A 22,037-nucleotide genomic window follows, 5' to 3' on the forward strand; every position below is an offset into this window, starting at 1 on the left:
GTAAAACCGCGAAGATTAAATTATGGGCTTTGTAAAAATTACTCTTCAAAATTACAGAGCATTTCCTAATTGTGCGCCTGTTACTTTCGAAGTGCATGAAGGCATAACCTTTCTTCTTGGAGTTAACAATGTTGGAAAAAGTGCACTCTTAAAAGCCTTTTTTGAACTGCGCCCCTTAATACTAGTACAAGAATTAAGACATTCGCGTGGAGGCACCCGGTCTTTGAATGTCTCAATGCAGACTTCATTTGATAGGCTATGCAACAGATCAACCCCAAACCATGCTATAACCATAAAAATCGAAGATGAAACTTCCGGATGGATTTTGAAGTTGCGACCAGTAAATGCCCAACCACACAATTCACAGTTAGCAGTAACAGTTAATACCATAGGAAATCCTTCCGACCAATTAATTTCTATAGTTCATGACTTATTTCATTCCTCGATGTACGTTGGCTCTTTTCGAAGTCCCGCCGTCGAAGTGTCTGATAAATTGTATGATATTCAAATCGGCAAGAGATTTGTGGCAGAGTGGGACTTGTGGGCGAACGGCATCAGAATTGATCACAGCAATCAAGTGGAAGCATTAGTTCAAGAACTCAAAGAATTATTTGGGTTCAATCGATTTTCTATTTCAGTATCTCAGGATAGTGCCCAGCTTCATTTACACACCGACGATGGCAGGTTCGCTCTCAATGAACTAGGGGACGGCATTGCTCATTACGTAATCGTTTTGGGTAATGCCATGACACGCCGACCTGCCTTCATTTTCATAGATGAACCTGAGATCGGCTTACACCCACGAATGCAAGAGATATTCGTTCGGACACTTGCCTCTAAAGCGAAATATGGGTTGCTCGCCACCTCACACTCTGTGGGTCTTGCACGAAGCGTGGCCGATCAGATTGTAACCATCACTCGAGAATCAGATGGAAGGCGACGCTGCTTACCATATGGCGAACATCGAACGGAAACGATGGTTCAATCTATTTCCGAGCTTGGTTACAGCCAGTATGCTGAAATTGGTGGTAATCATTTATTGCTTGTTGAAGGGCGAACAGACATCAAATCATTTAGGGAAATTTTGAGAAAATTTAACTTGGAGAAACACTTTTTAATCTGGTCTCTTAATGGCTCTGATTGGCTACGCGCAGATCCCGCCATGATCAGTGATGAATTGAACGAGCTAAAACGTCTTAATGCTCGATCGATATCGGTGATTTTTGACAGTGAACGCACCTCGTACGAAATGGATGTCGCTCCTCATCTGAAACCATTTCTGAATCTCTGTCACTCGCTGGGATTTCAAGTATTTCCGACGGATCGGCATTCAACTGAAAATTATATCACTCAAGCTGCACTTGATGAGCTAATTCCAGGCCACAAAGCGCTCGGTCCTTTTGAGGTATTTGGCACCAATGGTAGCAAATGGGCCAAAACCAAAAATTGGTTGCTATTCCAGAGGATGAAAGCCGAGGACTTCGATGGAACCGGCTTAAAGAACTTCATTTTGGACACGTTAGCTGGAGCCGTTACCAGAACTGATTAGCCTCAATTGATAAGGATTTACAGCCCCCCCCTTTCACCTTAGGGTTGAAAAACCAATCTTTGACATTGACTCTTGGGCCAAGATGGGTTGAAATTTCAACCCATGAAGAAGATTGCCCAATTGAGCCGTCGTGAGCGGGAGGTGATGGACCTGGTGTTTGCGCAGGGGGAGGCGACGCTGTCGCAGATTCTGGAGGGGATGGAGAAGGCGCCGACGCGGGCGGCACTGAGGTCGATCCTGACGATCCTGGAGGGGAAAGGGCAGCTCAAGCACCGCCAGGAGGGGCGGGAGTTTATCTACCAGCCGGTGCACTCGCGGGAGGAGGTGGGGCAGAGCACGCTGAGCCGGGTGATCGGAACGTTTTTTGGGGGATCGCTGACGCAGGCGCTGGCGGCCTACCTGAACGCGCCGGGGACGAAGCTGAGCGAGGAGGAGGTGATGGAGATGCGGAGGCTTTTGGATGGGATGAAGAGTGGGCAGCGGACGAAGGGAGCCTGAAGCGAGATTTTTCACCGTGCAGATGGGAGCGCTGTAGAGGTTTGTTTTTTTTTGCGAGAGGAGAGGTGGCGGTTGGCCGAAGGGCTATGGGGATGAGGGGGAAGGCGGAAGTTTGCGCTTTGGCGTAGTGCTGCGGGCTCGGAGGCCCGCGCGCCGGGGGGCTTTGGGGTGCGCCTAGTCAGGGGGATGGCGGGAGCGCTGATCGACAGGCAGGAGTGCCTATCGTACTGGCTCAATGCGTGAGGGCGTAGAAGACGATGTTGATGCCGAGGGGGTAGGCGTGTTTTTCGGAGACGTGGGTGAAGTACCAGGGGTCGCTCTGCTCCTGCTCCCAGCCGTCGCCGAGGTCGTTGTTGAGGCAGATGAGCATGACCATGCGACCGCGATCGTCGAAGACGGCGCGGAAGTGCGGGGTGGCGGAGTCGGGGCGGATCTCGTTGTGCATGGCGGTGCGGCCCTGTTTATTCATCTGTTCCCAATAGACATTGCTGTGGACCTGGGGTGGTGAGGGCAGGTCGAAGACGCTGTGGAAGATGGGGTGGTCGGGCTGGAGCTCGACATAGCTGCGGTCGGGCCAGATCTTTTTGAAGACGGGCTCAAAGGCTTTCCATTCATCGCCGCCCCAGAAGTCGTCCATGAGGATGAAGCCGCCATTGAGCATGTAGTCACGCAGGATGCGGGCCTGGGCATCGGTGATATCCATGTGGCCGGGCTCTGAGACGTAGAGAAAGGGGTGATGGCGGAGCTGATCGGGGTCGATGTCGAGAATGACTGGATAAGGGCTGACCTGGATGGAGGTGAGCTGGTGGAGGCGGAAGGAGAAATTGAGCTCGGCCTCCGGGTAGTCGGCCGTCCAGCGGCCGCCACGGCGGAAGGGGTAGCAGAGGCGGGCGAAGGTGAAGACGTCGTGCGGGAGGTCGGGGTGGAGATCCCACACGGGGGCCTTGTGGCCACTGTGACGCCAGCCTTTGAACTGGCGTGGGTCCTGCGGGAACTGGACCTCCCTGCCCCGATAGATGCCGCGACGCGTGGCCGGGGCGAACTGGGAGTGAGAACTGCCGAAGGCGAGCAGTACGAGGCATGGCAGGAGCGCTTTCCAGAGCCTGGGTGTCATGCGGTGGGTTTTACCTGAAACGAGGGCGCGGTGGCGAGAGGATTCTGCTAGAGGCTGAGCGACTGAGTCTGGTGAAAAATCAAGCCTGGAGACGTGCGCGGCTGCTTGAGGACAAGCAGCCCTACCAGCGCTGGGTGTCATGCGGTGGGTTTTACCCGAAACGAGGGGGCGGTGGCGAGATCCTTTTGGAATGATACCACGCAGAGCTTAAAACGGGTCTCTCTCTGGATGCCGGCATTTCAATGCGGCCAACTAGGGGCTGGCGGCGTGGAATCGTCTAGATCCCACACGCTTCCGCATCGCTCAGCGGCCTCGAACATCCTCGAAGCCGCTGCAGGTGGGTGGGATCAAGATGCCCCCCTCCGGTGGCTTGTGTATGCGGCTGCAGGACCTTTTCAATCGCCTCTTCATTTGAGATCCACTTATGAAGGGGTGGAGTCATCGCTATGAGCAGGATGAAGGGCTTTCGCTGTGAGTGGTGGGTAGGTTTGACGACACGAGACTCACGAAAGCGGTAGCTTCGCGACCGCAGTCCAAATTTGCGCTACTCGTGGCGGAGCGTTGGGAACATCGAGGCCCAGGTGTGCGGTGTGTGCGTGCTGATCAAAGCCAGGGGCCCCAGGCTTTAGTCGGTGATGAGCTTGTTGACCGTGTAGTAGGCCATGCGGTGCCAGAGCGGGGTGCCGTCTTTGGCTTTGAGTGGTGGAAGCTCGAACTCGTGGACGTAGCCAGGGCGGAGGGTGGTGGGGCACTGGACGTGGAGGGTGAGGCCATCGGGGCTGAGCTGTACGGAGTCGATCTTGAGGGGCTGGGTGTCGAGCTCGTCGCCGCCGTATTTGCTCTGGAATGGATAGGTGTAGCTGGTGCCGGTGAGGGCGGTGAGGCTGGCGGCATCCACGGGAAGGGTGAAGGTGAAGCGGAAGCCGGAATTGGTGAGCTGCATGGTGCGGACCTCGAGCGGGGTCTTGTGCGTCCAGACAATGCGCTGGAGGCCGAAGGGGCGGTTGCCTTTGCTATTCCAGCCGCGGTTTGACTGGCCGACGATGAGGGAGCCATCGGGGAGGAAGCCAAGGGCGAGAGCGGCGCACTGGAGGCCATCGATGAATGGGAAGCAGGCACCCTGGTATTCGCCGCCGACTTTTTCGAGGAAGACGCGATTGACCCCGCTGAGGACGAATTCGCCGAGGAAGAGCTGCTTTTCAAAGGGGCCGAATTTGCCGGGGCTGAGATCGCAGGCGATGCCGGTGCCGCTCTGGCCCATCTTGACATACGGGAGCCAGACGGCGGGCGGGGTGTAGCCCTGCACCTTTTTCATGGCCTCGGCGACTGTGATGCCGTCGGGCTGCTTGAGGGCGATCTTGACGGGGGACTCGGGACGCTGGGCATCGGGGATGGAGTCGGCGTGGGAGAAGTAGGCACCTTTGCGGGCGTGGAAAAGCGGGGTGGTGGGCATCCAGTTGCCCTGCTGGTCGGTTATGAAGATGTCGCCCTCGGCATTCTGGCCGATGCCGCAGGGGCTGCGGAATCCGGCGCAGAAGGGCTCGAGCTGGGCCTGAGGGGTGGTGCGCACGACCCAGCCGCGCCAGAGGGGATGGGTGGCCTCATCGCCCGCGCCTTTCCAGGTCTTGCCCATGCTGCAATTGAGCGAGGTGTAGATGTTTCCCTCTTTGTCGAAGACGGGGCCGTAGGCGTACTCGTGGTAGGCAGCGGAGACGCCCCAGCCGGTGGAGGCGCAGAGGTATTCGTCGGCTTTGCCATCGCCGTCGGTATCGCGCAGGCGGGTGACCTCGGCGCGCTGGGTGGCATAAAGTGCTCCATCATGCCATGCGAGGCCGAGGATCTCGTGCAGGCCGGAGGCGAAGAGACGGAAGTCTGGCTTGGAGGTGTCGGTGGGATTTTGGGCGATCCAGATTTCGCCTTTGCGGAGGGCGACGGCGAGCCTGCCATCGGCAGTGACGGCGATGCCGCTGGCTTCGAAATTGACGCCCTTAGGGGGCTCGTAGGTTTCGATGCGGTAGTAGGCGGACTGGTCCTGCGCGTGGGCGGCTGAAAAGACAACCAGGAGACCAAGGATCAGCCGCAGAGGGGCAGAGAGGCAGAGGGAGCAGAGTTTTGCTGCTGCATTCTGGTATGATTCCAAGCGTGGGTGCCTCTGGTGAATTAATGAAGTGACAGACCAAAACGGTGTCGCCGAGGCAAGACTGCGCTTGCCTCTCTGCCACCGCACTCCAAGACGCTTCGCGACTACCATGACAGGATCTCCTTTGTTTGCTTGCCGTTGATGGTGATGATGTGCTCGAAGCCGCTGGCGGTGGGGCGCAGGGTGTCTTCGACGGGCTGGCCGTCTTTGAGGTATTTGAAGGTGGGGATGCCGTCTTTGGCGAGGGTGTAGCCGCGGAAGATGCGGGTGCCGGTGGCGGCGGGGAGTTCTTTGACGTCGGTGCCGAGGGGCTTGATGGGAGGCATGGTGCGGTCCTGCCAGTTGCTCATGGCGTCGAGGAAGCGGCCTTTCCAGAGGATGGCCCAGCGGCTGGTCTTGGCATCGAAGGCGGCATTGAGTCCGCCGGGGAAACCGACGCCGATGGCGTGGGTGCCGACGCCTTCGATGAAGCTGCGGAAGATGATGGGGCGCTTTTCGGAGTCGGGCTTGAGCTCGAAGTCGGCGGCGGACATGAGGCCTTCGGGGAGAGGCTGGCCATCGATCTCGCGCAGGTAGGTCCAGATGCTCTCGATGTCTTTGTCGGCGGTCTTGCGGCCGACGAACATTGGGGGCATGACGGTGCCTGTTTGCGTGGCCTGGGGATTGAGAAGCAGCTCTTTGAAATACTCGGGCTGCAGGCGCTCGACGGTGTGGGTGAGGCGGATGACGGGCGGGCCGAGGGACTTGCGGTCTTTGAGACCATGGCAGGAGACGCAGGCGAGCCCTTTGGCACCAAGGAGCTGGCGGCCGAGCTCGGCGCGGTGGTGCTTGGCGAGGCCGGAGACATCGATCTGCACGGGCTTTTGCAAGGCGTCTGCTTCATTGAGCCAGGTGATGAGCATCTCTGTCTGATCGCGGCCAAAGCTGGGCATGTGGGTGTCCATGTAGGGGCGCACGCTGCCGCCGGTGCCCCAGAGGATTTTTTCGAACCAATCGCGCGTGAGCTTGCGACCAGCTTTGTCGAGCGTGGGGGGAAGATTGGCGAGGTGACCGAGAGATTCGGCACCGGGGTCACTGACGCCGAAGTATTGAGCGCGGGGATCTTCGGGACCACCTTTGCCATCGCGGTCGTGGCAGGCGTAGCAATTGAGGCGGGTCATCTGCCAGTCCACCTTTTCCTGAGCGGTAAGCTGGGGAGCATCCTGCTGCTGGATCATTTTCAGAGCGAGTGTGAGGGCGCGTTTTTCGAGGTCGTTGAGATCGTAGCGGGGCGTGCCGCTGGGCTGCTTTTCAGCCATGCAGCCGAGTGAGGGTGAGAGGTCTTTGAGGGGCTTGGAGGTGGCTTTGGCTGCCACGGCGGAATCAACTTTGTGGCAGGCGATGCAGTTCATCTGCTCGAAGACTGCGCGGCCTTTGGCGATGCCTTGCGGCGGTATTTTCAGCGCTGCGCGGGCGGTGGCTTTTTCTGAGATGCGGCCGGTGTGCAGGTAGGCGGCGATGTCTGAGGCTTCCTGCTCGGTGAGGCGCATGTCTGGCATGCGGCCGGAGGGGCGGATGGCGAGAGGATGGCGGAGGAAGTAGGAGAGCGCGGTGAAGTCGTAGGCGTCTGCGAGTGCGATGGGCACGGAGGCATTGCCGGGTTTCTCGACTTCTGCATCAGGAGCGGCCTTGGGCGGGCGGACATCCTTGCCGGGCTCATGGCAGGCGACGCATCCGACTTTATGGTAGAGATCTTTGCCGCGCTCGGCGTCTCCGGCGGGCACCTGCGGAGCATCCCATTTCATTGCGCTGAGATATTCCACCAACGCCTCGACCTTTTCGTCATCGCCTTCTGCACCGTGGAAGAGACCGGGCATCTGGGTGCCTTTCTTGCGGGTCTGGGGGCTGCGGATCATGAGCCAGAGGGTATCTGCGTCCAGACGCGAGCCGACGCCGCCGAGTCTGGGGCCTTCCTTGGCGACGAGGCGCTGCTGCCATGAGGCGGGTGCTGTGTGGCAGGCGGTGCAGTTGAGTTCGGCGAGCAGGAGCAGGCCGCCATTGACGAGTGATTCGTCGGGATCCTGGGGGATGTGGAATTGGTCGAAGGTGTAAACGAAGGCGTGATTGATGGGCTCGGCCTGGAGAGGATGGGCCTGGAGATGGCCGCTAAAAAACGCAGAAGCCGCAAAAAGGGTGCAGAGTTTCGATGAATTCATTTTGCGTTTTTGTGTCGCTTTGCGGCCATTCGAGTCAGGTTAAATGCCCATCTTGGCACGCTCGGCGTCGAGGGCCTTGATCCATGGGGCGACGAAGTGGCCGGAGTCGTGGTAGGTGCGGCCGGAGTACATGTGCTGGTCGATGACGCAAGGCTCATTGACGTAGATGCCGCCGCAGATTTCGAGGTCGAACTTGCACTTGGCCACGGTGGCCATGCGGAGGCCTTTGACGATGTCGGCACGGGCGGGGATCTCCACGCCGTGGCATACGCTGGCGCAGGGCTTCTTCTGCTCCCAGAACCACTTGGTGATGCGGAGGAGGTCGGCGTCCTCGCGGATGTACTCGGGGGCGCGGCCGCCGCTGAAGAAGATGCCGACGTATTCCTCGGGCTTGATGTCTTTGAAGGCGATGTCGGCATCGATGCTGTAGCCTTCCCACTCCTTGGTGATGGTCCAGCCGGGCTTGATCTCGTGAAGCACCATCTGGTATTTCCGTTTTTCCGGCGCGGCGACGACTGGCTTGTAACCGCCCTCGATGAGGCGGTAGAAGGGATAGAGGGTGTCAACGGTTTCGGTGGCGTCGCCGACGATGATGAGGACTTTGGCTTCGGACATGAGGTGTGTGTTTGAGTTTGGTTTGTGGGATTGAATGATTAACCGAGCAGGCTGTCGAGATGATTCTTGGCACGCATGATTTCCGCCGTGGTTTCTGCTGCCGTGGGCAGGATGGGAATGCCGCGCGGGGTGGGGTGCATGAAGATCTCGGTGGGGCCGGTGAAGCCGGTGGCTTTCAGAGATTGCAGCAGGGGCTTCCAGTCGAGTTTGCCACGGCCGGGCAGTTGCTGAAGTTCTTCTTCCTTCGGCATGGGCTTGAAGCAGCCGTGGCCAAACTCCCAGGCATAGAAGAGGGTCATCTTCTGGTCGATGTGCGTGATGAGATCGCACAGCAGTTTTTCGTCCTGCGGCAGGTGGTAGGGAGCCAGGGCGATGCCGATGCCGGGGATGGTGCGGATTTCATCGGCGAGCCAGCGGAGGGAGTCGGGGGTGTCGATGAGGTTGTTGACGTGATTTTCGATGCCGAGGGTGATGCCACTCTGGGCGGCGAGAGCGGCATGGGGCTTCATCTTTTCGACGAAGGCTTTCACGTTGAGCTTGAGCTGCTCGGGAGAGACCTTGTAGTCCCCTGCCCCGCCTGCGACAATGAAGGTGCCGCCGAGCTTTTTCACGATGCCGATTTCTTCGGTGAGGCGGAAGGGCCCAAGGTCATAACGCGTGGTGCCGCCAAAGCCAAGGCCATGCTCCTTCAGCATGTCTGCAAACTTTTCGTGGCCGATGGCATCGATCTCCTCGCGCTGGGTGCCGTGCTTTTTGGGCCAGAGTTCGATGCTGGTTGCGCCGGTTTTCTTCACTTCAGGCAGGATCTCCGCCAGGGGCAGGCTGCCATACATGGAGGAGGCGAGCATGTAGTTCAGCTTCCACGGCGGCGGCTCGGCGGCGCACGCTGGAGCGGCGGCGATGGCGGACAGGGACTGCAGGAAGCGACGGCGGCTGGTCATGCGCTATACAACGCCAGCCATGCCGCCTCTTCATTCAGACTTTGAATTGGCGTCTTCAGGTTTTGCGGCGGTGGAGAAAAGAGCCATAGAAGCTAACCTGGAGCGGCTGAAGCCGGAATTAAAACACGAAGAATCGAGCCTGCCAGAAAGAGACAGCCTTGGTTACGCGGCAGATCTGAGTGTCTGCGCGGGGAGAGGAGCGAGGACGAGTTTGATTCGTCGGTGTGTCTTTGGCAGCTTAGTGCTGGAGGGGTGTTTTGATGACTGCTCTAACCTTGTACACGCTCCACCTGAGCACCGAGAGAGGCGAGTTTGTCGTCAAGGTGCTCGTAGCCGCGGTCGATGTGGTAGAGGCGGTTGATCTCGGTTTTGCCTTCAGCAACGAGTCCGGCGAGCACGAGGGCGGCGGAGGCGCGGAGGTCGGAGGCCATGACGGGAGCACCTTTGAGCACTGCGCCGCCGCGAATGCGGGCGGTGGCGCCCTGGAGGTCGATGTTGGCGCCCATGCGCTTCATTTCGGCGCAGTGCATGAAGCGCTGCGGGAAGATGGTCTCGGTGATGGTGCTGGTGTCATTGATGACGCAGGCGAGGGCGCACATCTGCGCCTGCATGTCGGTGGGAAAGCCGGGGTAGCAGAGAGTGGTGAGGTCGAATCCCTTGGCGTTCGGATTGGGCTTTACGGTGATGCTGTCCTTGGTGATGTCGATGGGGAAGCCGCATTTGATCATGGCATCGGTGACGGCTTTCATGTGCTCGGGCATGACGCGCCTGAGCGTGACGCCCTCTCCAAGCATGGCACCGGCCACAAGGAAGGTGCCGGCTTCGATGCGGTCAGGGATGACGACGTGCTCGGCACCGTGGAGTTCCTTGACGCCTTCGATGACGATGCGGTTGGTGCCAGCGCCTTCTATTTTGGCCCCCATTTTGATGAGGAAGTTGGCGAGGTCCTCCACCTCAGGCTCTGCGGCGGCGCCTTCGATGATGGTGGTGCCTTTGGCCAGGACAGCGGCCATCATGACATTGTCTGTACCGAGCACGGTGGAGCCGTGCTTGCCCATGAGATTCATCTGGCCGCCTTTGAAGCCTTTCTTGGCATTCACAAAGATGTCGCCGCCTTCCACCAGGATCTGTGCGCCAAGAGCTTCGAGGCCTTTGAGGTGGAGGTCCACCGGGCGGTCGCCGATGACGCAGCCGCCGGGGAGAGAAACCGTGCACTTTTTGAGACGGCCGGTGAGCGGACCGAGGACGCAGATGGAGGCGCGCATTTTGCGCACGAGGTCGTAAGGGGCGACGGATTTGATCTTCTCCGCCTTGACGACGACGACGCCGCTGGCGCGCTCGACCTCGGCACCGAGTTCCCCGAGGATGCGGACCATGTAGTTGGTGTCGCTGAGATCGGGCACACGGCGGATGGTGCAGGTGTCCTTGGTCAGGAGGGTGGCGGCGAGAATGGGCAGCGAGGAGTTTTTAGAGCCGCTGATGTTGATGCGGCCTTTGAGCGAAGCGCCGCCGTGGACGATGAGTTTTTCCATGAGAGTGAGACTGTCTTGCTTTGTGCTGCGAAATGCCGAAGTGGCAAGCCATTCTTCGAATTGAGTTCGATTCAAAGAACGCTTGAAAAAAGTTCTTGCCGGATTGGATTACACCCGTAATCCTATGATTACATTTGTAATCCGACCCCCATGGCACGCCGTCCCACGACACCACCCACGCCTAAGATCTCCGACGCCGAATGGACAGTGATGAATGTCTTCTGGCAGCGGGGCACGAGCACGCTGGCGGAGGTGGTGAAGGAGCTGGAAGGCAGGCTGCACTGGAAACCGCGCACGGTGCAGAGCCTGATCCGCCGTCTGGTGGACAAAGGTGCGCTGGGGGTGGAGGCGGTGGGACGAGAGTACCGCTACCTGCCCGCCGTGGCCCAGGACCAGTGCCAGCATGAGGAGAGCCGCAGCTTTCTGGACCGCGTCTTCAACGGGCGGCTGACACCCTTTGTGGCGGGGCTGATGGAACGTGAAGAAGTGACGCAAGATGACCTAGCTGCGCTTCGTGAAGTGCTGAACCAGGCTGAGAAGAAACTCAAAAAGTAGCTCCACCATGAATGCCGACACCCTACTGCACTGGCTGCTGCGAACCTCGCTGGAAGCCAGCGTTCTCATTCTGGCGGTGCTGGGACTGCGACTGATGCTGGGCACGCGGCTGAGCCCGGCGTGGCGGATCGGTCTGTGGATGCTGGTGGGAGTGAAGCTGATGCTGCCTGCCTTCATCCCGGCGGGGTTTGGACTGGGTGGGTGGTTTCAACAAACTGCGGATGCTTCTGCTGGTGAGACTGTCATGACGCAGCGTGGTGTGGCTGACGAAGTGGACGCTGCCGCTTCTGTAAAGGTGCAGTCTGTTGCACCAGTGGTGTCTCATTCATCAGCGTCTGCATGGATTCCGAGCGGGGTCAGTCTGGCGCTGGGGCTGTGGGTGAGCGGTGGTATGTTTGTTTTACTGGCAGCGATCTATCGGCAGCAGCGTTTTCACCGTGCGCTACGCCGCAGGCCGCAGGCTGCAGATCCCCTGCTCTGTGCTCTCGTGGCGAGCCTGAGCCGGAAAGCCGGGGTGAAAGAACCAGTGCGTCTTCTGCTGATGCCCGCAGGCACAACGCCAGCCCTGGTGGGGGTGATGCGGCCCTGCATCCTGCTGCCGGAGGACTGGGAAGAGCGTTTTGACGAAGGCAGCCTGCGCCATGTGCTGCTGCATGAGCTGCTGCACATCAAAAACCATGACCTGATCTGGAACTGGACCGCCGTGGCAGTACAGGCGCTGCATTGGTTTAATCCGCTGGTGTGGCTTGTGGTGTCGCGCTTTCAGGCGGACCGCGAACTGCGATGCGATGCGGGCGCGCTGGCGCTGCTGCCGCCGAAGGAGCGGCTGGACTACGGGCACACGCTGCTGCGCATTCAGGAGACATTTTTCGCACCACCGGTCATGGCAGGACTGGCCCCCTGTGTGCGCAACCACCCTGCCCTGCGCCAACGCATTCATATGATCGCCCAGCCAACCATCCGCCAGCCTGTGCTCCAAGCCCTGCTCACCGTCACGCTCGGAGCGCTGGTGAGTTATTCCTTCACCACTGCGCGCGCAGTGGAAAAAGAAGTGCCGGAGAAGGTGCGCACGCGGGAGGGATCACGCACGCCTGCGGCGGAACCGCCCAAGACTGCCACGAATGAAACAGAGACTGGTGCTCCAGCGAAAGCCCGTGAAGGTGAGAGTGGCAGCACGAAGGCCACCGGCATGCGTGAAGGCGATGGCGGCACGCGCAAACCTGGCACTCGTGATGGCGAGAAGCCGCGCAGTGGAAGCGGTGACGGCGATGGCGCACGCAAGACCGGCATGCGCGATGGGGAAAAACCGCGCACAGGAGAGCGTGACGGAGAGGGTGCGAGGAAGACGGGTGCACGCGATGGGGAGAAGCCGCGCACGACAGGAGAGCGTGATGGCGAGGGCATGCGAAAAAGCGGGGCACGGGATGGAGAGAAAGCCACAGTCGCAGGTGAGACGATCACGCTGCGTGTGATCAAGGGCGGCGAGGCCGTGGTGGTGAATGGTGAGGAGATCGCCATGAATCGGCTGCGCGGTCATCTGCACAGCTTTCTGCCGGATCATGCGGGAGCGAAGGTGGTGATCACAGGTGAAGGTGATGTGCCCATGAGCGCGATGCACAACACGATGGATGCGGTGCGAGATAATGGGAATAAGAGTGTGAGTATTCAGACGGAATAGCCAATAGCTGCATTACCACCTCCTCATACCGTCATGTTCACGCTGGATGCGGCGATGACGACACAATGACGAATGAGTAAATCCGAATGACTAAATAATTCCAAATGTCGAAGCCGGATTCCAAAAAGAACTCGATGCGAATTTCGTCCTTCGGACTTTGTCACTCATTCGTCATTTTGCTTTCAGCTCTCGTAGTCCCGTCGCTCGTAAAGTCAGCGACAACGCAGGATGTTAACGCGGCGATAACGAAGGCGGTTTTGTTTTATCATTCCAAAGCAGCGACGCACGGTGGGTATGTGTATCGTTACAGCTCGGACTTCAAATTGAGGGAGGCGGAGGGGATTCCGGGGAAAGACACGATCTGGATCCAGCCGCCAGGGACGCCTGCGGTGGGCATGGCGATGCTGGATGCGTATGAGGTGACGAAGGATGAGAAGTGCCTGGCTGCAGCGGTGGAGGCGGCGCATGCGGTGGCGCGCACGCAGCTGGTGTCGGGCGGATGGGATTACTCAGGGGACTTTGCCGAGAAGGATCGGGAGAAGCATCTTTATCGGCGTGACGTGAATGGCAGGCTGATCGAGCGGAGGAAGGTGCCGGCAAGCGAAGGCGGGTGGCATGTGTGGAGGAAGCACGCGAACAAGAACAACTACTCCACCTTTGATGATGATGTGTCGCAGGCGGCGACGCGGCTGTTGGTGCGGGTGGACGCTGCGCTGGGCGGGAAGGATGCGGAGATCAAGGAGGCGGCAGAGTTTGCCCTGAGCGCGATCCTGGCGACGCAGTATCCTTCGGGGGGATGGAGTGCGAACTGGGACAGCTTTCCTAAAGCGCCACCGACGACCGCGATGTATCCGATCAAGGCGGGGAGTTATCCGGCTGACTGGCCGCGCAAGTGGCCGAAGGATTTCACGGGATGCTATGTGCTCAATGACAACACACATGCGACGCTGATGAGCACGCTCATCCTGGCGTGGCAGCTACGGGGAGAAGAGAAGTATCTGGAAGCGGCGAAGCGTGGCGGGGATTTTTTAGTCGCCGCGCAGATGCCTGATCCGCAGCCGGCGTGGGCGCAGCAGTATGATGCGGAGATGCAGCCGGAGTGGAGCCGGGCCTTTGAACCGAGTGCAATCTGCGGACGTGAAAGCCAGGCGGCGATGTGGGCGCTGCTGAAGCTGGCGGCGGTGACGGGTGAGAAGAAGTACCTTGCGCCGCTGCCGAGGGCGATCGCGTATCTGCGGAAGGCGCTGCTGCCGGACGGGAGGATCGCGCGCTACTATGAGCTACAGACGAACAAGCCGCTGTATTTTGAGCGTGGCGAGGGCGGCAAGGGGTTTGTGCTGACCTACTCGGATGCAAAGGCTTCCTCCAATTACGGCTGGAAATGGGACAGCGAGCTGGAGGCGCTGGAGTCTTTCAGGCAGAAGATCGAGCGCGGTGAGCGTGTTGTTTTTCCACGGGTGGAGAAAGAGCGCTGGTCATCGCCGCCGACGGAGGGGGAGATTGCGATAATTTTGAAGGAGCAGCATGCGGATGGCTCGTGGCCCGTGACGGATGAGGAGCGGGGATGGATGCGCGATGCGAGTGGGAAGAAAACGCGGCCTGCGGGCGGGGTGATCTACAGCCTGGACTTTGTGCAGAATGTGAAGGCGCTGTGTGCGTGGCTGAAGGCGAAAGGAGGCGGCAGATGAAGACTATGATGGGCATTGGGACGCGTATGTGGCGGAACTTTGCGCAGGCTTTTGAACGCTCGAAAGCGCCGGAGGACCGGCGCACTCCAGGACGCTGTCGCGTTCACCTCATGCCCACACAGGGCATCTGCGCCATCTTTGTCTCGGTAGCGTTTTGCGGCTCGGCCATCCAAGCGTCTGAGAAATATGAGAACGAGACGCCGTGGTCGTATCAGCGCATTCTGAGGCCGGTGGTTCCGGTGGTGAAGGATGGGGCGTGGCCGAAGGATGACATGGATCGGTTTATTCTAGCGAAGCTGGAGAAGGAGAACCTGCGGCCGATTGGGGATGCGTCGAGATTGACGCTGATACGGAGGGCGTCGTTTGATCTGCGCGGACTGCCGCCGACGCAGGAGGAGGTGGAGCGTTTTGTGAAGGATGCGGCGGCGGATGATGTGGCGTTTGCGAAGGTGGTGGATGCGTTTCTACAGTCGGAGCGTTTTGGAGAACGATGGGCGCGGCACTGGCTGGATGTGGTGCGGTATGCAGACAGCGTGGGCCGGGTGTGGAATGCGCCGTTTACGTATGCGTGGAAGTATCGTGACTGGGTGATTGATTCACTGAACGCGGACAAGCCGTACAACCGGTTTGTGGCGGAGCAGATTGCGGGAGATCTTTTACCGGCAACGACGGTGCTGCAGAAGCGTGACCAGATTGTGGGCACAGGCATGCTGGCTCTGGGCAGTGTGAATCTACAGGAGGGAGACTATGAGCAGTTTGTGCTGGATCAGGTGGATGACCAGATCGACGTGGTTTCGCGTGCGTTCATGGGGCTGACGATCAGCTGTGCGCGGTGCCATGACCACAAGACGGAACCGGTGAGCCAGAAGGACTACTATGCGCTGGCGGGGATCTTTTACAGCAGCCGCACGCTGCCGGGTCAGGCGAATCGGAGTGACATGAATGGATCGGGCTATGTGGATCCGGAGATGCTGGTGGATCTGCCGACGAAACTGGACGAGCGCGTGGGCCCGCCGAGCCAGCTGCCGGAGGGAATTCATTCGATGGATGACATTCGGGCGCTGGGAAATCCGAAGACGACGATCCGCTATGATGTGGACCCGCATTTATGCATGGGGGTGATCGAGGGTGAGATCAAGGACTGTGAGCTGGCGGTGGGAGGAGATCCGAACGACCGCAAGGCTGCACCTGAGCGGGGAAAGCTGGGCATGCCGTCCCTGCCCCCGCTGCCGAAGATTCCTGCGAAGTCTTCGGGCCGGCTGGAACTGGCGCTGTGGATGACACAGGCAACGCATCCCCTCACCTCGCGCGTGGCGGTGAACCGCATCTGGCAGCATCTGATGGGCGAAGGGATCGTGCGCACGGTGGATGATTTTGGGATCACGGGGAGTGATCCGACGCATCCGGAGCTGCTGGATCATCTGGCGATCCGGTTTGTGGAAGGAGGGTGGTCGGTGAAAAAGATGATCCGTGCGATGATGCTGAGCCGCACGTACCGGCTGGCGAGCACGGGAAATCCTGAGCATCATGATGCGGGCAACAAGCTGCGGTGGCGCATGAATGCGAAGCGGCTGGAGCTGGAACCGCTGCGAGACACGCTGCTGCAACTGGCGGGCAAGCTGACGTTTGACCGGCCTGAAGGCATCCAGGTGGCGGGCACGGGGGGCAAGGGACGGCATGGACTGACGCGCGGGCTACTAGGTATTGATGAGCCCTATCGAACGATTTATCTGCCGGTGGTGCGGGACAATGTGCCGGAGCTTTTCAGCACGTTTGATTTTCCGGGACCGACGCAGATCAAGGGGCAGCGCGATGTGACAACAGTGGCACCGCAGGCGCTGTTTTTCATGAACAACGAGTTTGTGGAGGAGGTGGCGGGGGAGATTGCAGCGAAGACCGGAAAGGATGTGAAGGCGGCCTATCGGCTTGTGCTGGGACGGGAGCCGTCGAGCGAGGAGATGCGTGATGCGGGTGAACTGGATCTGCAGACGCTGGTGCAGGCGCTGCTGGGGACGGCGGAGTTTCGGTACATTTTCTAACCACTAATCGGACACTAATAACACACTAATGTTCCAATCCATCCAATCTCAGTCATTAGTGTCTGATTAGTGGACATTAGTGGTACAAAAAAATTCGACCATGACCACACGCCGCCACCTTCTCCAATCCACCAGCACCGGCTTTGGCTGGCTGGCGTTTAACGCGCTGAATCAGCAGTGGGCGGGGGCTGCGGCGCCGCTCAAGACGATCAATCCGCTGGCACCTAAGGAGCCGCATTTCGCGGCGAGGGCGAAGCGGGTGATTTTCATGTTTATGCAGGGTGGGCCGAGTCATCTGGACACGTTTGATTACAAGCCGGAGCTGGCAAAGGCGGAGGCGAACAAGGTGCAGAAGTACATGGGGAGCGTGTTTGAGTTCAAGCCGCGCGGGAAGAGCGGGATCATGATCTCAGAAGCGTTTCCGGAGCTGGCAAAGCATGCGGATGAGCTGTGTCTGCTGAACGGGATGCAGACGCGGACAAATGCGCACCAGATGGCGACGGTGGCGCTGCACATCGGCAGCGAGACGTTTGTGCGGCCGTCGATGGGGGCATGGATTGTCTATGGACTTGGAACAGAGGCGGAGGATCTGCCGGGCTTTGTCACGATCAATCCGGCTGCGGACAATGGCGGGGCGATGAATTATGGCTCGGCGTTTCTGCCAGCGACATTTCAGGGAACGCGATTGAGCACGGGCGGTGGTGGCGTGCCGGACCTGAGCAATGGCAGGCTGAGTGATGCGCAGCAGCGAAAGCAGATCGAGTTCATCCAAAAGGCAAACCGCAAGCTGCTCAGCGGGGATCCAGGGAACCCGGAGATCGAGGGAATCATCCAGAGCTATGAGCTGGCGTACAAGATGCAGACGAGCGTGCCGGAGGTGCTGGATCTGAACAAGGAGCCACAGCATATCCGCGAGCTTTACGGGCTGGATGATGGGGCCACGGAGCGGTTTGGCACGCAGTGCCTGATGGCGCGGCGCATGGCGGAGAAGGGCGTGCGGTTTATTCAGCTCACGTCGCCGGGATGGGATCATCACAATGGGCTGCGGGACAACCTCGCACGGCAGTGCACGTCGATCGACAAGCCGATTGCGGGATTGATCGCGGACCTGAAGCAGCGGGACATGCTGAAGGACACGCTGATTTTGTGGGGCGGTGAGTTTGGACGTGGCAGCGGGTATGACAATGAGCCGTACAATGGCCGGGGCCACAATGGTGGTGGCTACACGATGTGGATGGCGGGTGGTGGCGTGAAGGGTGGATTCACCTACGGCAGCACGAATGAGATGGGAGACAAGGCGGAGACGGGGATCATCGGCACGCATGATCTGCATGCCACGGTGCTGCACCTGCTGGGCATGAACCATGAGCGGCTGACGTATCGATATGCGGGAAGAAATTTCCGGCTGACGGACGTGAGCGGTGAGGTGGCGAAGGCGATCTTGGCGTGAGGTTTGGTGCGCCCACGCCAGCCGCTCTATGCTTGCTTATGCTTCCTGCGCTCGTTTCCCCATCCTACAGCCAGAGAAAGAAGAAAAAGCACGATGAAGATGGCAAACACTGCAGGCATCTGCTGCGTAGGCCCGATCAGGAACTGAAGTGACTGTCGTGGCAGCGGCACGGCATGGATGAATAGCAGATGGACTACGTAGAGCGTCAGTGATTCACGCCCCGCCAGGCGCAGCCAGCCGGTGACTGAGCTGACGCGCTCTGCCGCACAGGCCACCAGCACGGCGGCCATCAGCACCCAGCCGAGGCGCTCCAGAAAGAACTCCGGCGCGCCGCCCGGCCAAGGAGACCAAGGCTGGGCAAAGGCCAGCAGTGCGCCCAGTGTAAAAACGACTGCCGCATGGCGGTCCGGAGTGCCGCTCCAAAGGCTGCGCGTCAGAAAGCCCGCAAGTCCAAAGCCGACCCAAGGAAAGAGGGCGAAGAGGGATCCTTGATTGCGATTGAAGTATTGATCTATGAGGAGCAGCCCCGTGTGCCAGTGCTCGGCGGAGGTTTGCAGTCCGACAAAGAAGAGCAGAAACAAAGCCACCACCATCTGCCGCCAGCGGCCAAAGCGCTCGGCCAGCAGCATGAGCATGCCGCTGATGGCCAAACAGTGCAGCACATTGACGGTGCAGGCGGCGCGCCATGCCTGAGCATGAAAAAGATCATTCCACGGCACATACATCAGATATCCGATGAGCAGCACCATGAGCAGGCGTTTGAGCGCTGGCAGCGGCGGCTTTGGAGACCCGGCAGTGATGTGCGCCCGCACGTAGCCTGCGATCCAGAAGAATGCAGGCGCGATGAGTCCGTGGTAGTAGCTCATCTCACGATACCATGCGGTTTTCTGCAGGCCAGCGTCGAGAAAGGTATTGGCCGAATGCGTCCACACCATGCCCAGCACGGCCAGACCGCGGAAGAGATCGAGCCAGAGGAGGCGTTTTGAGGAACCGGGCACGCGCGAGAATAACTAATTTGTTTCCATTCACAAGATGTCACTCCGAGCGACGTTGGTTACACCTCACTTTTCCAACCCATGAAGTCAGCTATTCTGCTCTCTCTCCTCATGGCAGGCTCACTGCCTGCCGCTGAAGTCTTTGAAGCCGCGCTCGGCCGCGAAACCGAACTGCCCAAGGGCAAGGAGGCGGATGGTATCCTGGGTGACTTTGTACTGCGCAGCGACAAGGTGGAGGCCCTGATCTCGCAGAACTCCCCGGGGCGTAAAGCCAACATGAGCACCTTTTACGGTGAGGACGGCGTAACCCCCGGCTGCCTGTATGACATCACCCTGCGCGGTGCGAACAACGATCAGCTCGTCGTCTATGCCCCCTGCGGCCACGGCCCGGTGAGTTATGTGAAAAGGGTGGAAACCACAGAGGCTGGCAGCGCTGCTGTGGAATCTGTGACCACCGCAGCGAAAAACGGCGGTGTGTACAAGCGCCACGAGTACCGTGTGCAGGATGGTGTGCAGGGGATCTACATCACCACCACACTGCGCAACGAGACTGACAAGCCGCAGGTTGTTTTCACGAAGTCTGATTTCACCCGCTTTGATTCCACCGGCAAAACCAAGGACGGCATCTCCTGGGTGGACGCCATCAATCCCGCGCACAAATGCGGCTACGCCGTGGGCAACCTGGAGGTGAAGGGCACTGACAAAGTGGAGGACAACCTGAGCCTGGCACCGAAGCAGGAAGTGGTCATTGCACGTTTCTTTGCCGTGGGCACCTCGCCCGCACAGGCGGTGGGCGAATTCCGCTCCGTCAAAGGCGACAAGGTCGGCACGGTGAGCGGCACGATCGCCGATGGCAGCGGCAAGGGAGTCGCCACTGCCACGATCGTCGTTCCCGAAGGTGACAAAGGCATTCCCGCCTATCCGGATGCTGATGGCAAATTCAGCCTCAAGATCCCACAGGGGCCGGTGGAACTGCAGGTGCAGGACCTGGGCCGCCCGGACACGAAAATCTCCCTGACCGTGGCCGAAGGAACGACCACCGCTCCCAATTTGGCCATGGCCAATGCCTCGCGCATTCGGTTTGAGATCACTGATGAATCCGGCAAGCCCATTCCGTGCAAGGCCCACTTTGCCCCGCTGGACGAGGGGGCACCGGAGCTCGATCTCGGGCCCAAGTGGCGTGCACACGGTTGCGTGGACCAGTACATGAGCGAGAATGGCCAGTTCACCCAGCAGCTGCCTGCTGGAAAATATCAGGTCGTTGTGGTGCGTGGTCCTGAGTACTCCCACCTCGAAAAGGAGATCACCCTCGAAGCCGGGAAGGAAGCCGTTTTTAAAGGCACGCTGAAGCGCATCGTGGACACCAAGGGCTGGATCAGCGCCGACTTCCACAACCACAGCACCCCCAGCGGTGACAACGTGTGCGACACGGACGGTCGCCTGATCAACATTGCTGCGGAGAACTTGGAATTCACCCCCACCACCGAGCACAACCGCTTCTACGACTGGGAGCCCACCATCAAGGCGCTGGGGCTGGAAAACTTCATCAAGACCGTCAAGGGTATCGAGCTCACCGGCAGCCGCCAGCATGTGAATGCCTTCCCGTTTGAGCCCGAGCCGCTCAAGCAGAACGGTGGTGCTCCCGATTGGAATGACGATCCGCGCATCACGGTGCTGACACTGCGCCGCTGGCAGACTGAGCGCGCCGACCGCTGGATCCAGTTCAACCATCCCGACCTCTCCAACATGTTCATTGACCGCGATAGCGACGGCGTGCAGGACGGTGGCTTTGTGGGCGTGGGAAGCATGATCGACGGTGCGGAATCGCAGAACGGTGCAGGCACGGACATCCTTGCGGAGTCCCCTTTCACGCTGAGCCGCCCCAAAGGGTCGCTAGCGATGAAAGTCAGCGCCGTGCGGGAATTTGTGTGGCGCCAACTGCTGAACCAGGGCCTGCGCGTCACCGCCGTGGGCGTGGCCGATGCGCACTCCGTGTATGGCAATGGCGTGGGCTGCTGGCGCTGCTACCTGCCCAGCAGCTCCGATGAGCCCGCCAAGATTGACTGGGCGGAACTCTCCCCCCATGCCAAGGCCGGCCATCTGGTGCTGAGCACCGGCCCGTTCCTCGAAGTGACCACGCAGAATGGCAAGATCGCCGGAGATGACGACCGCGCCACGGGAGGCATCGACCTGAAGGTGCGTGTGCAGTGCACCGACTGGATGGACATCGACCGCGTGCAGGTGCTGGTAAACAGCCGCCCTGATCCCAAGCTGAACTTTACCCGCGCCACCCACCCGCAGATGTTCAAGGACGGCGTGGTGAAGTTTGAAGAAAAGATCCACGTGCCGCTGGAGCACGATGCGCATCTCATCGTGGTAGCCCTCGACGAAGATGGCAATCAGAAGATCGGCTACGGCACCAGCGACTACGCCAAGGTCCGCCCCTGCGCCTACAACAACCCCATCTACGTGGACGCTGACGGCCACGGCTTCACGCCCAACGGCGACACCCTCGGTTTTGACCTGCCCACTGGCGGCATCAAGGTGGACAAAGCCAAGGAGCAGCTGACCCGTGCCGGATTGATCAAAGACGGCCCGCAAGATGCTCCTCCAGCACCTGCCCCCGCCAACGAGCCGAAGAAGAAAAAGAAGAAGTGATGCACCAAGCCCCTGCCCTGCTGGAAGCCGCCACCGCCGCCGCCGCGAAGGCCTATGCGCCCTACTCGCGGTTTCAGGTGGGCTGCGCGCTGGTCACGGCGCAGGGGAATCTTTTCACCGGCTGCAATGTGGAGAATGCCAGCTATGGCCTGACCATCTGCGCGGAGCGTGGCACCATTTTTCAGGCCGTGGCAGCCGAGGGGCCGGAGATGAGAATCGCCGAGCTGGCGGTGATCGCATTGGGGCATGAATTTCCCCCGTGTGGTGCCTGCCGGCAGGTGATCGCCGAATTTGCGGATGCCGAGACCCCGGTGTGGTTTCTGCGGGACGGAAAACCGGTGAGGTTGACGATGGCGGAGTTGCTGCCAGCCAGCTTCAAGTTATGAGTAC

Annotated in this window: 16 protein-coding genes; 9 read left to right on the forward strand and 7 right to left on the reverse strand. The window is 59.6% G+C overall.

Going from position 1 to position 22,037, the window contains the following annotated elements; all coding sequences use genetic code 11:
- Window positions 1-22: 22 nt before the first annotated feature.
- Together HNQ65_RS02300 and HNQ65_RS02305 are read left to right on the forward strand one after the other, a co-directional pair.
- Window positions 23-1,549, forward strand: coding sequence for an ATP-dependent nuclease (locus tag HNQ65_RS02300; RefSeq protein ID WP_184337855.1), 1,527 nt, complete (start codon window positions 23-25; stop codon window positions 1,547-1,549).
- A gap of 102 nt (window positions 1,550-1,651) precedes the next feature.
- A complete protein-coding gene (locus HNQ65_RS02305) occupies window positions 1,652-2,047 on the forward strand; it encodes a BlaI/MecI/CopY family transcriptional regulator (RefSeq protein WP_184337856.1) in 396 nt (131 codons plus the stop codon).
- A 232-nt stretch (window positions 2,048-2,279) separates the two neighbouring features.
- Here HNQ65_RS02305 and HNQ65_RS02310 read toward each other — a convergent pair whose 3' ends face one another.
- The 6 genes from HNQ65_RS02310 to murA form a co-directional block, all read right to left on the reverse strand.
- The gene (locus HNQ65_RS02310) at window positions 2,280-3,161 is read right to left on the reverse strand and encodes a DUF4159 domain-containing protein (RefSeq protein ID WP_184337857.1); all 882 of its coding nucleotides are present in this window, start codon (window positions 3,159-3,161) and stop codon (window positions 2,280-2,282) included.
- Between the two features lie 625 nt (window positions 3,162-3,786).
- A complete protein-coding gene (locus tag HNQ65_RS02315; RefSeq protein WP_221306017.1) occupies window positions 3,787-5,301 on the reverse strand; it encodes a DUF7133 domain-containing protein in 1,515 nt (504 codons plus the stop codon).
- A 104-nt stretch (window positions 5,302-5,405) separates the two neighbouring features.
- Complete coding sequence (locus HNQ65_RS02320) at window positions 5,406-7,496, reverse strand: c-type cytochrome (protein WP_184337858.1); 2,091 nt, start codon at window positions 7,494-7,496, stop codon at window positions 5,406-5,408.
- Between the two features lie 39 nt (window positions 7,497-7,535).
- On the reverse strand, window positions 7,536-8,111 hold the full coding sequence (locus tag HNQ65_RS02325; RefSeq protein WP_184337859.1) for a DJ-1/PfpI family protein: 576 nt from the start codon (window positions 8,109-8,111) through the stop codon (window positions 7,536-7,538).
- Window positions 8,112-8,149: 38 nt separating this feature from the next.
- On the reverse strand, window positions 8,150-9,052 hold the full coding sequence (locus HNQ65_RS02330) for a sugar phosphate isomerase/epimerase family protein (RefSeq protein ID WP_184337860.1): 903 nt from the start codon (window positions 9,050-9,052) through the stop codon (window positions 8,150-8,152).
- A gap of 269 nt (window positions 9,053-9,321) precedes the next feature.
- Window positions 9,322-10,584 (reverse strand): UDP-N-acetylglucosamine 1-carboxyvinyltransferase, encoded by a 1,263-nt coding sequence (murA, locus tag HNQ65_RS02335; RefSeq protein WP_184337861.1) that lies wholly within the window; start codon window positions 10,582-10,584, stop codon window positions 9,322-9,324.
- A gap of 150 nt (window positions 10,585-10,734) precedes the next feature.
- Between murA and HNQ65_RS02340 the strand changes: the two genes are divergently transcribed.
- The 5 genes from HNQ65_RS02340 to HNQ65_RS02360 all read left to right on the forward strand — a co-directional run bounded on the left by HNQ65_RS02340 (window position 10,735) and on the right by HNQ65_RS02360 (window position 17,994).
- Window positions 10,735-11,139: a BlaI/MecI/CopY family transcriptional regulator gene (locus HNQ65_RS02340; RefSeq protein ID WP_184337862.1), complete on the forward strand. Its 405-nt coding sequence runs from the start codon at window positions 10,735-10,737 to the stop codon at window positions 11,137-11,139.
- 7 nt (window positions 11,140-11,146) lie between these two features.
- Window positions 11,147-12,817: a M56 family metallopeptidase gene (locus tag HNQ65_RS02345; RefSeq protein WP_184337863.1), complete on the forward strand. Its 1,671-nt coding sequence runs from the start codon at window positions 11,147-11,149 to the stop codon at window positions 12,815-12,817.
- Between the two features lie 257 nt (window positions 12,818-13,074).
- Window positions 13,075-14,505, forward strand: a complete 1,431-nt coding sequence (locus tag HNQ65_RS02350; protein ID WP_184337864.1) for a polysaccharide lyase — start codon at window positions 13,075-13,077, stop codon at window positions 14,503-14,505.
- A gap of 110 nt (window positions 14,506-14,615) precedes the next feature.
- The gene (locus tag HNQ65_RS02355) at window positions 14,616-16,544 is read left to right on the forward strand and encodes a DUF1549 and DUF1553 domain-containing protein (RefSeq protein ID WP_184337865.1); all 1,929 of its coding nucleotides are present in this window, start codon (window positions 14,616-14,618) and stop codon (window positions 16,542-16,544) included.
- Window positions 16,545-16,644: 100 nt separating this feature from the next.
- A complete protein-coding gene (locus HNQ65_RS02360; protein WP_184337866.1) occupies window positions 16,645-17,994 on the forward strand; it encodes a DUF1501 domain-containing protein in 1,350 nt (449 codons plus the stop codon).
- A gap of 26 nt (window positions 17,995-18,020) precedes the next feature.
- On the opposite strand, the gene HNQ65_RS02365 is transcribed toward HNQ65_RS02360, so the two are convergent.
- Window positions 18,021-18,992, reverse strand: a complete 972-nt coding sequence (locus HNQ65_RS02365; RefSeq protein ID WP_184337867.1) for a heparan-alpha-glucosaminide N-acetyltransferase domain-containing protein — start codon at window positions 18,990-18,992, stop codon at window positions 18,021-18,023.
- Between the two features lie 78 nt (window positions 18,993-19,070).
- On the opposite strand from HNQ65_RS02365, the gene HNQ65_RS02370 reads away from it, so the two are divergent.
- Both HNQ65_RS02370 and HNQ65_RS02375 read left to right on the forward strand, forming a co-directional pair.
- Window positions 19,071-21,647: a CehA/McbA family metallohydrolase gene (locus tag HNQ65_RS02370; protein WP_184337868.1), complete on the forward strand. Its 2,577-nt coding sequence runs from the start codon at window positions 19,071-19,073 to the stop codon at window positions 21,645-21,647.
- On the forward strand, window positions 21,647-22,033 hold the full coding sequence (locus tag HNQ65_RS02375) for a cytidine deaminase (protein ID WP_184337869.1): 387 nt from the start codon (window positions 21,647-21,649) through the stop codon (window positions 22,031-22,033). Before HNQ65_RS02370 ends, HNQ65_RS02375 begins: the two co-directional genes overlap by 1 nt.
- The last annotated feature ends 4 nt before the right edge of the window (window positions 22,034-22,037 follow it).

It is taken from the genome of Prosthecobacter vanneervenii (assembly GCF_014203095.1).
GTDB lineage: Bacteria > Verrucomicrobiota > Verrucomicrobiia > Verrucomicrobiales > Verrucomicrobiaceae > Prosthecobacter > Prosthecobacter vanneervenii.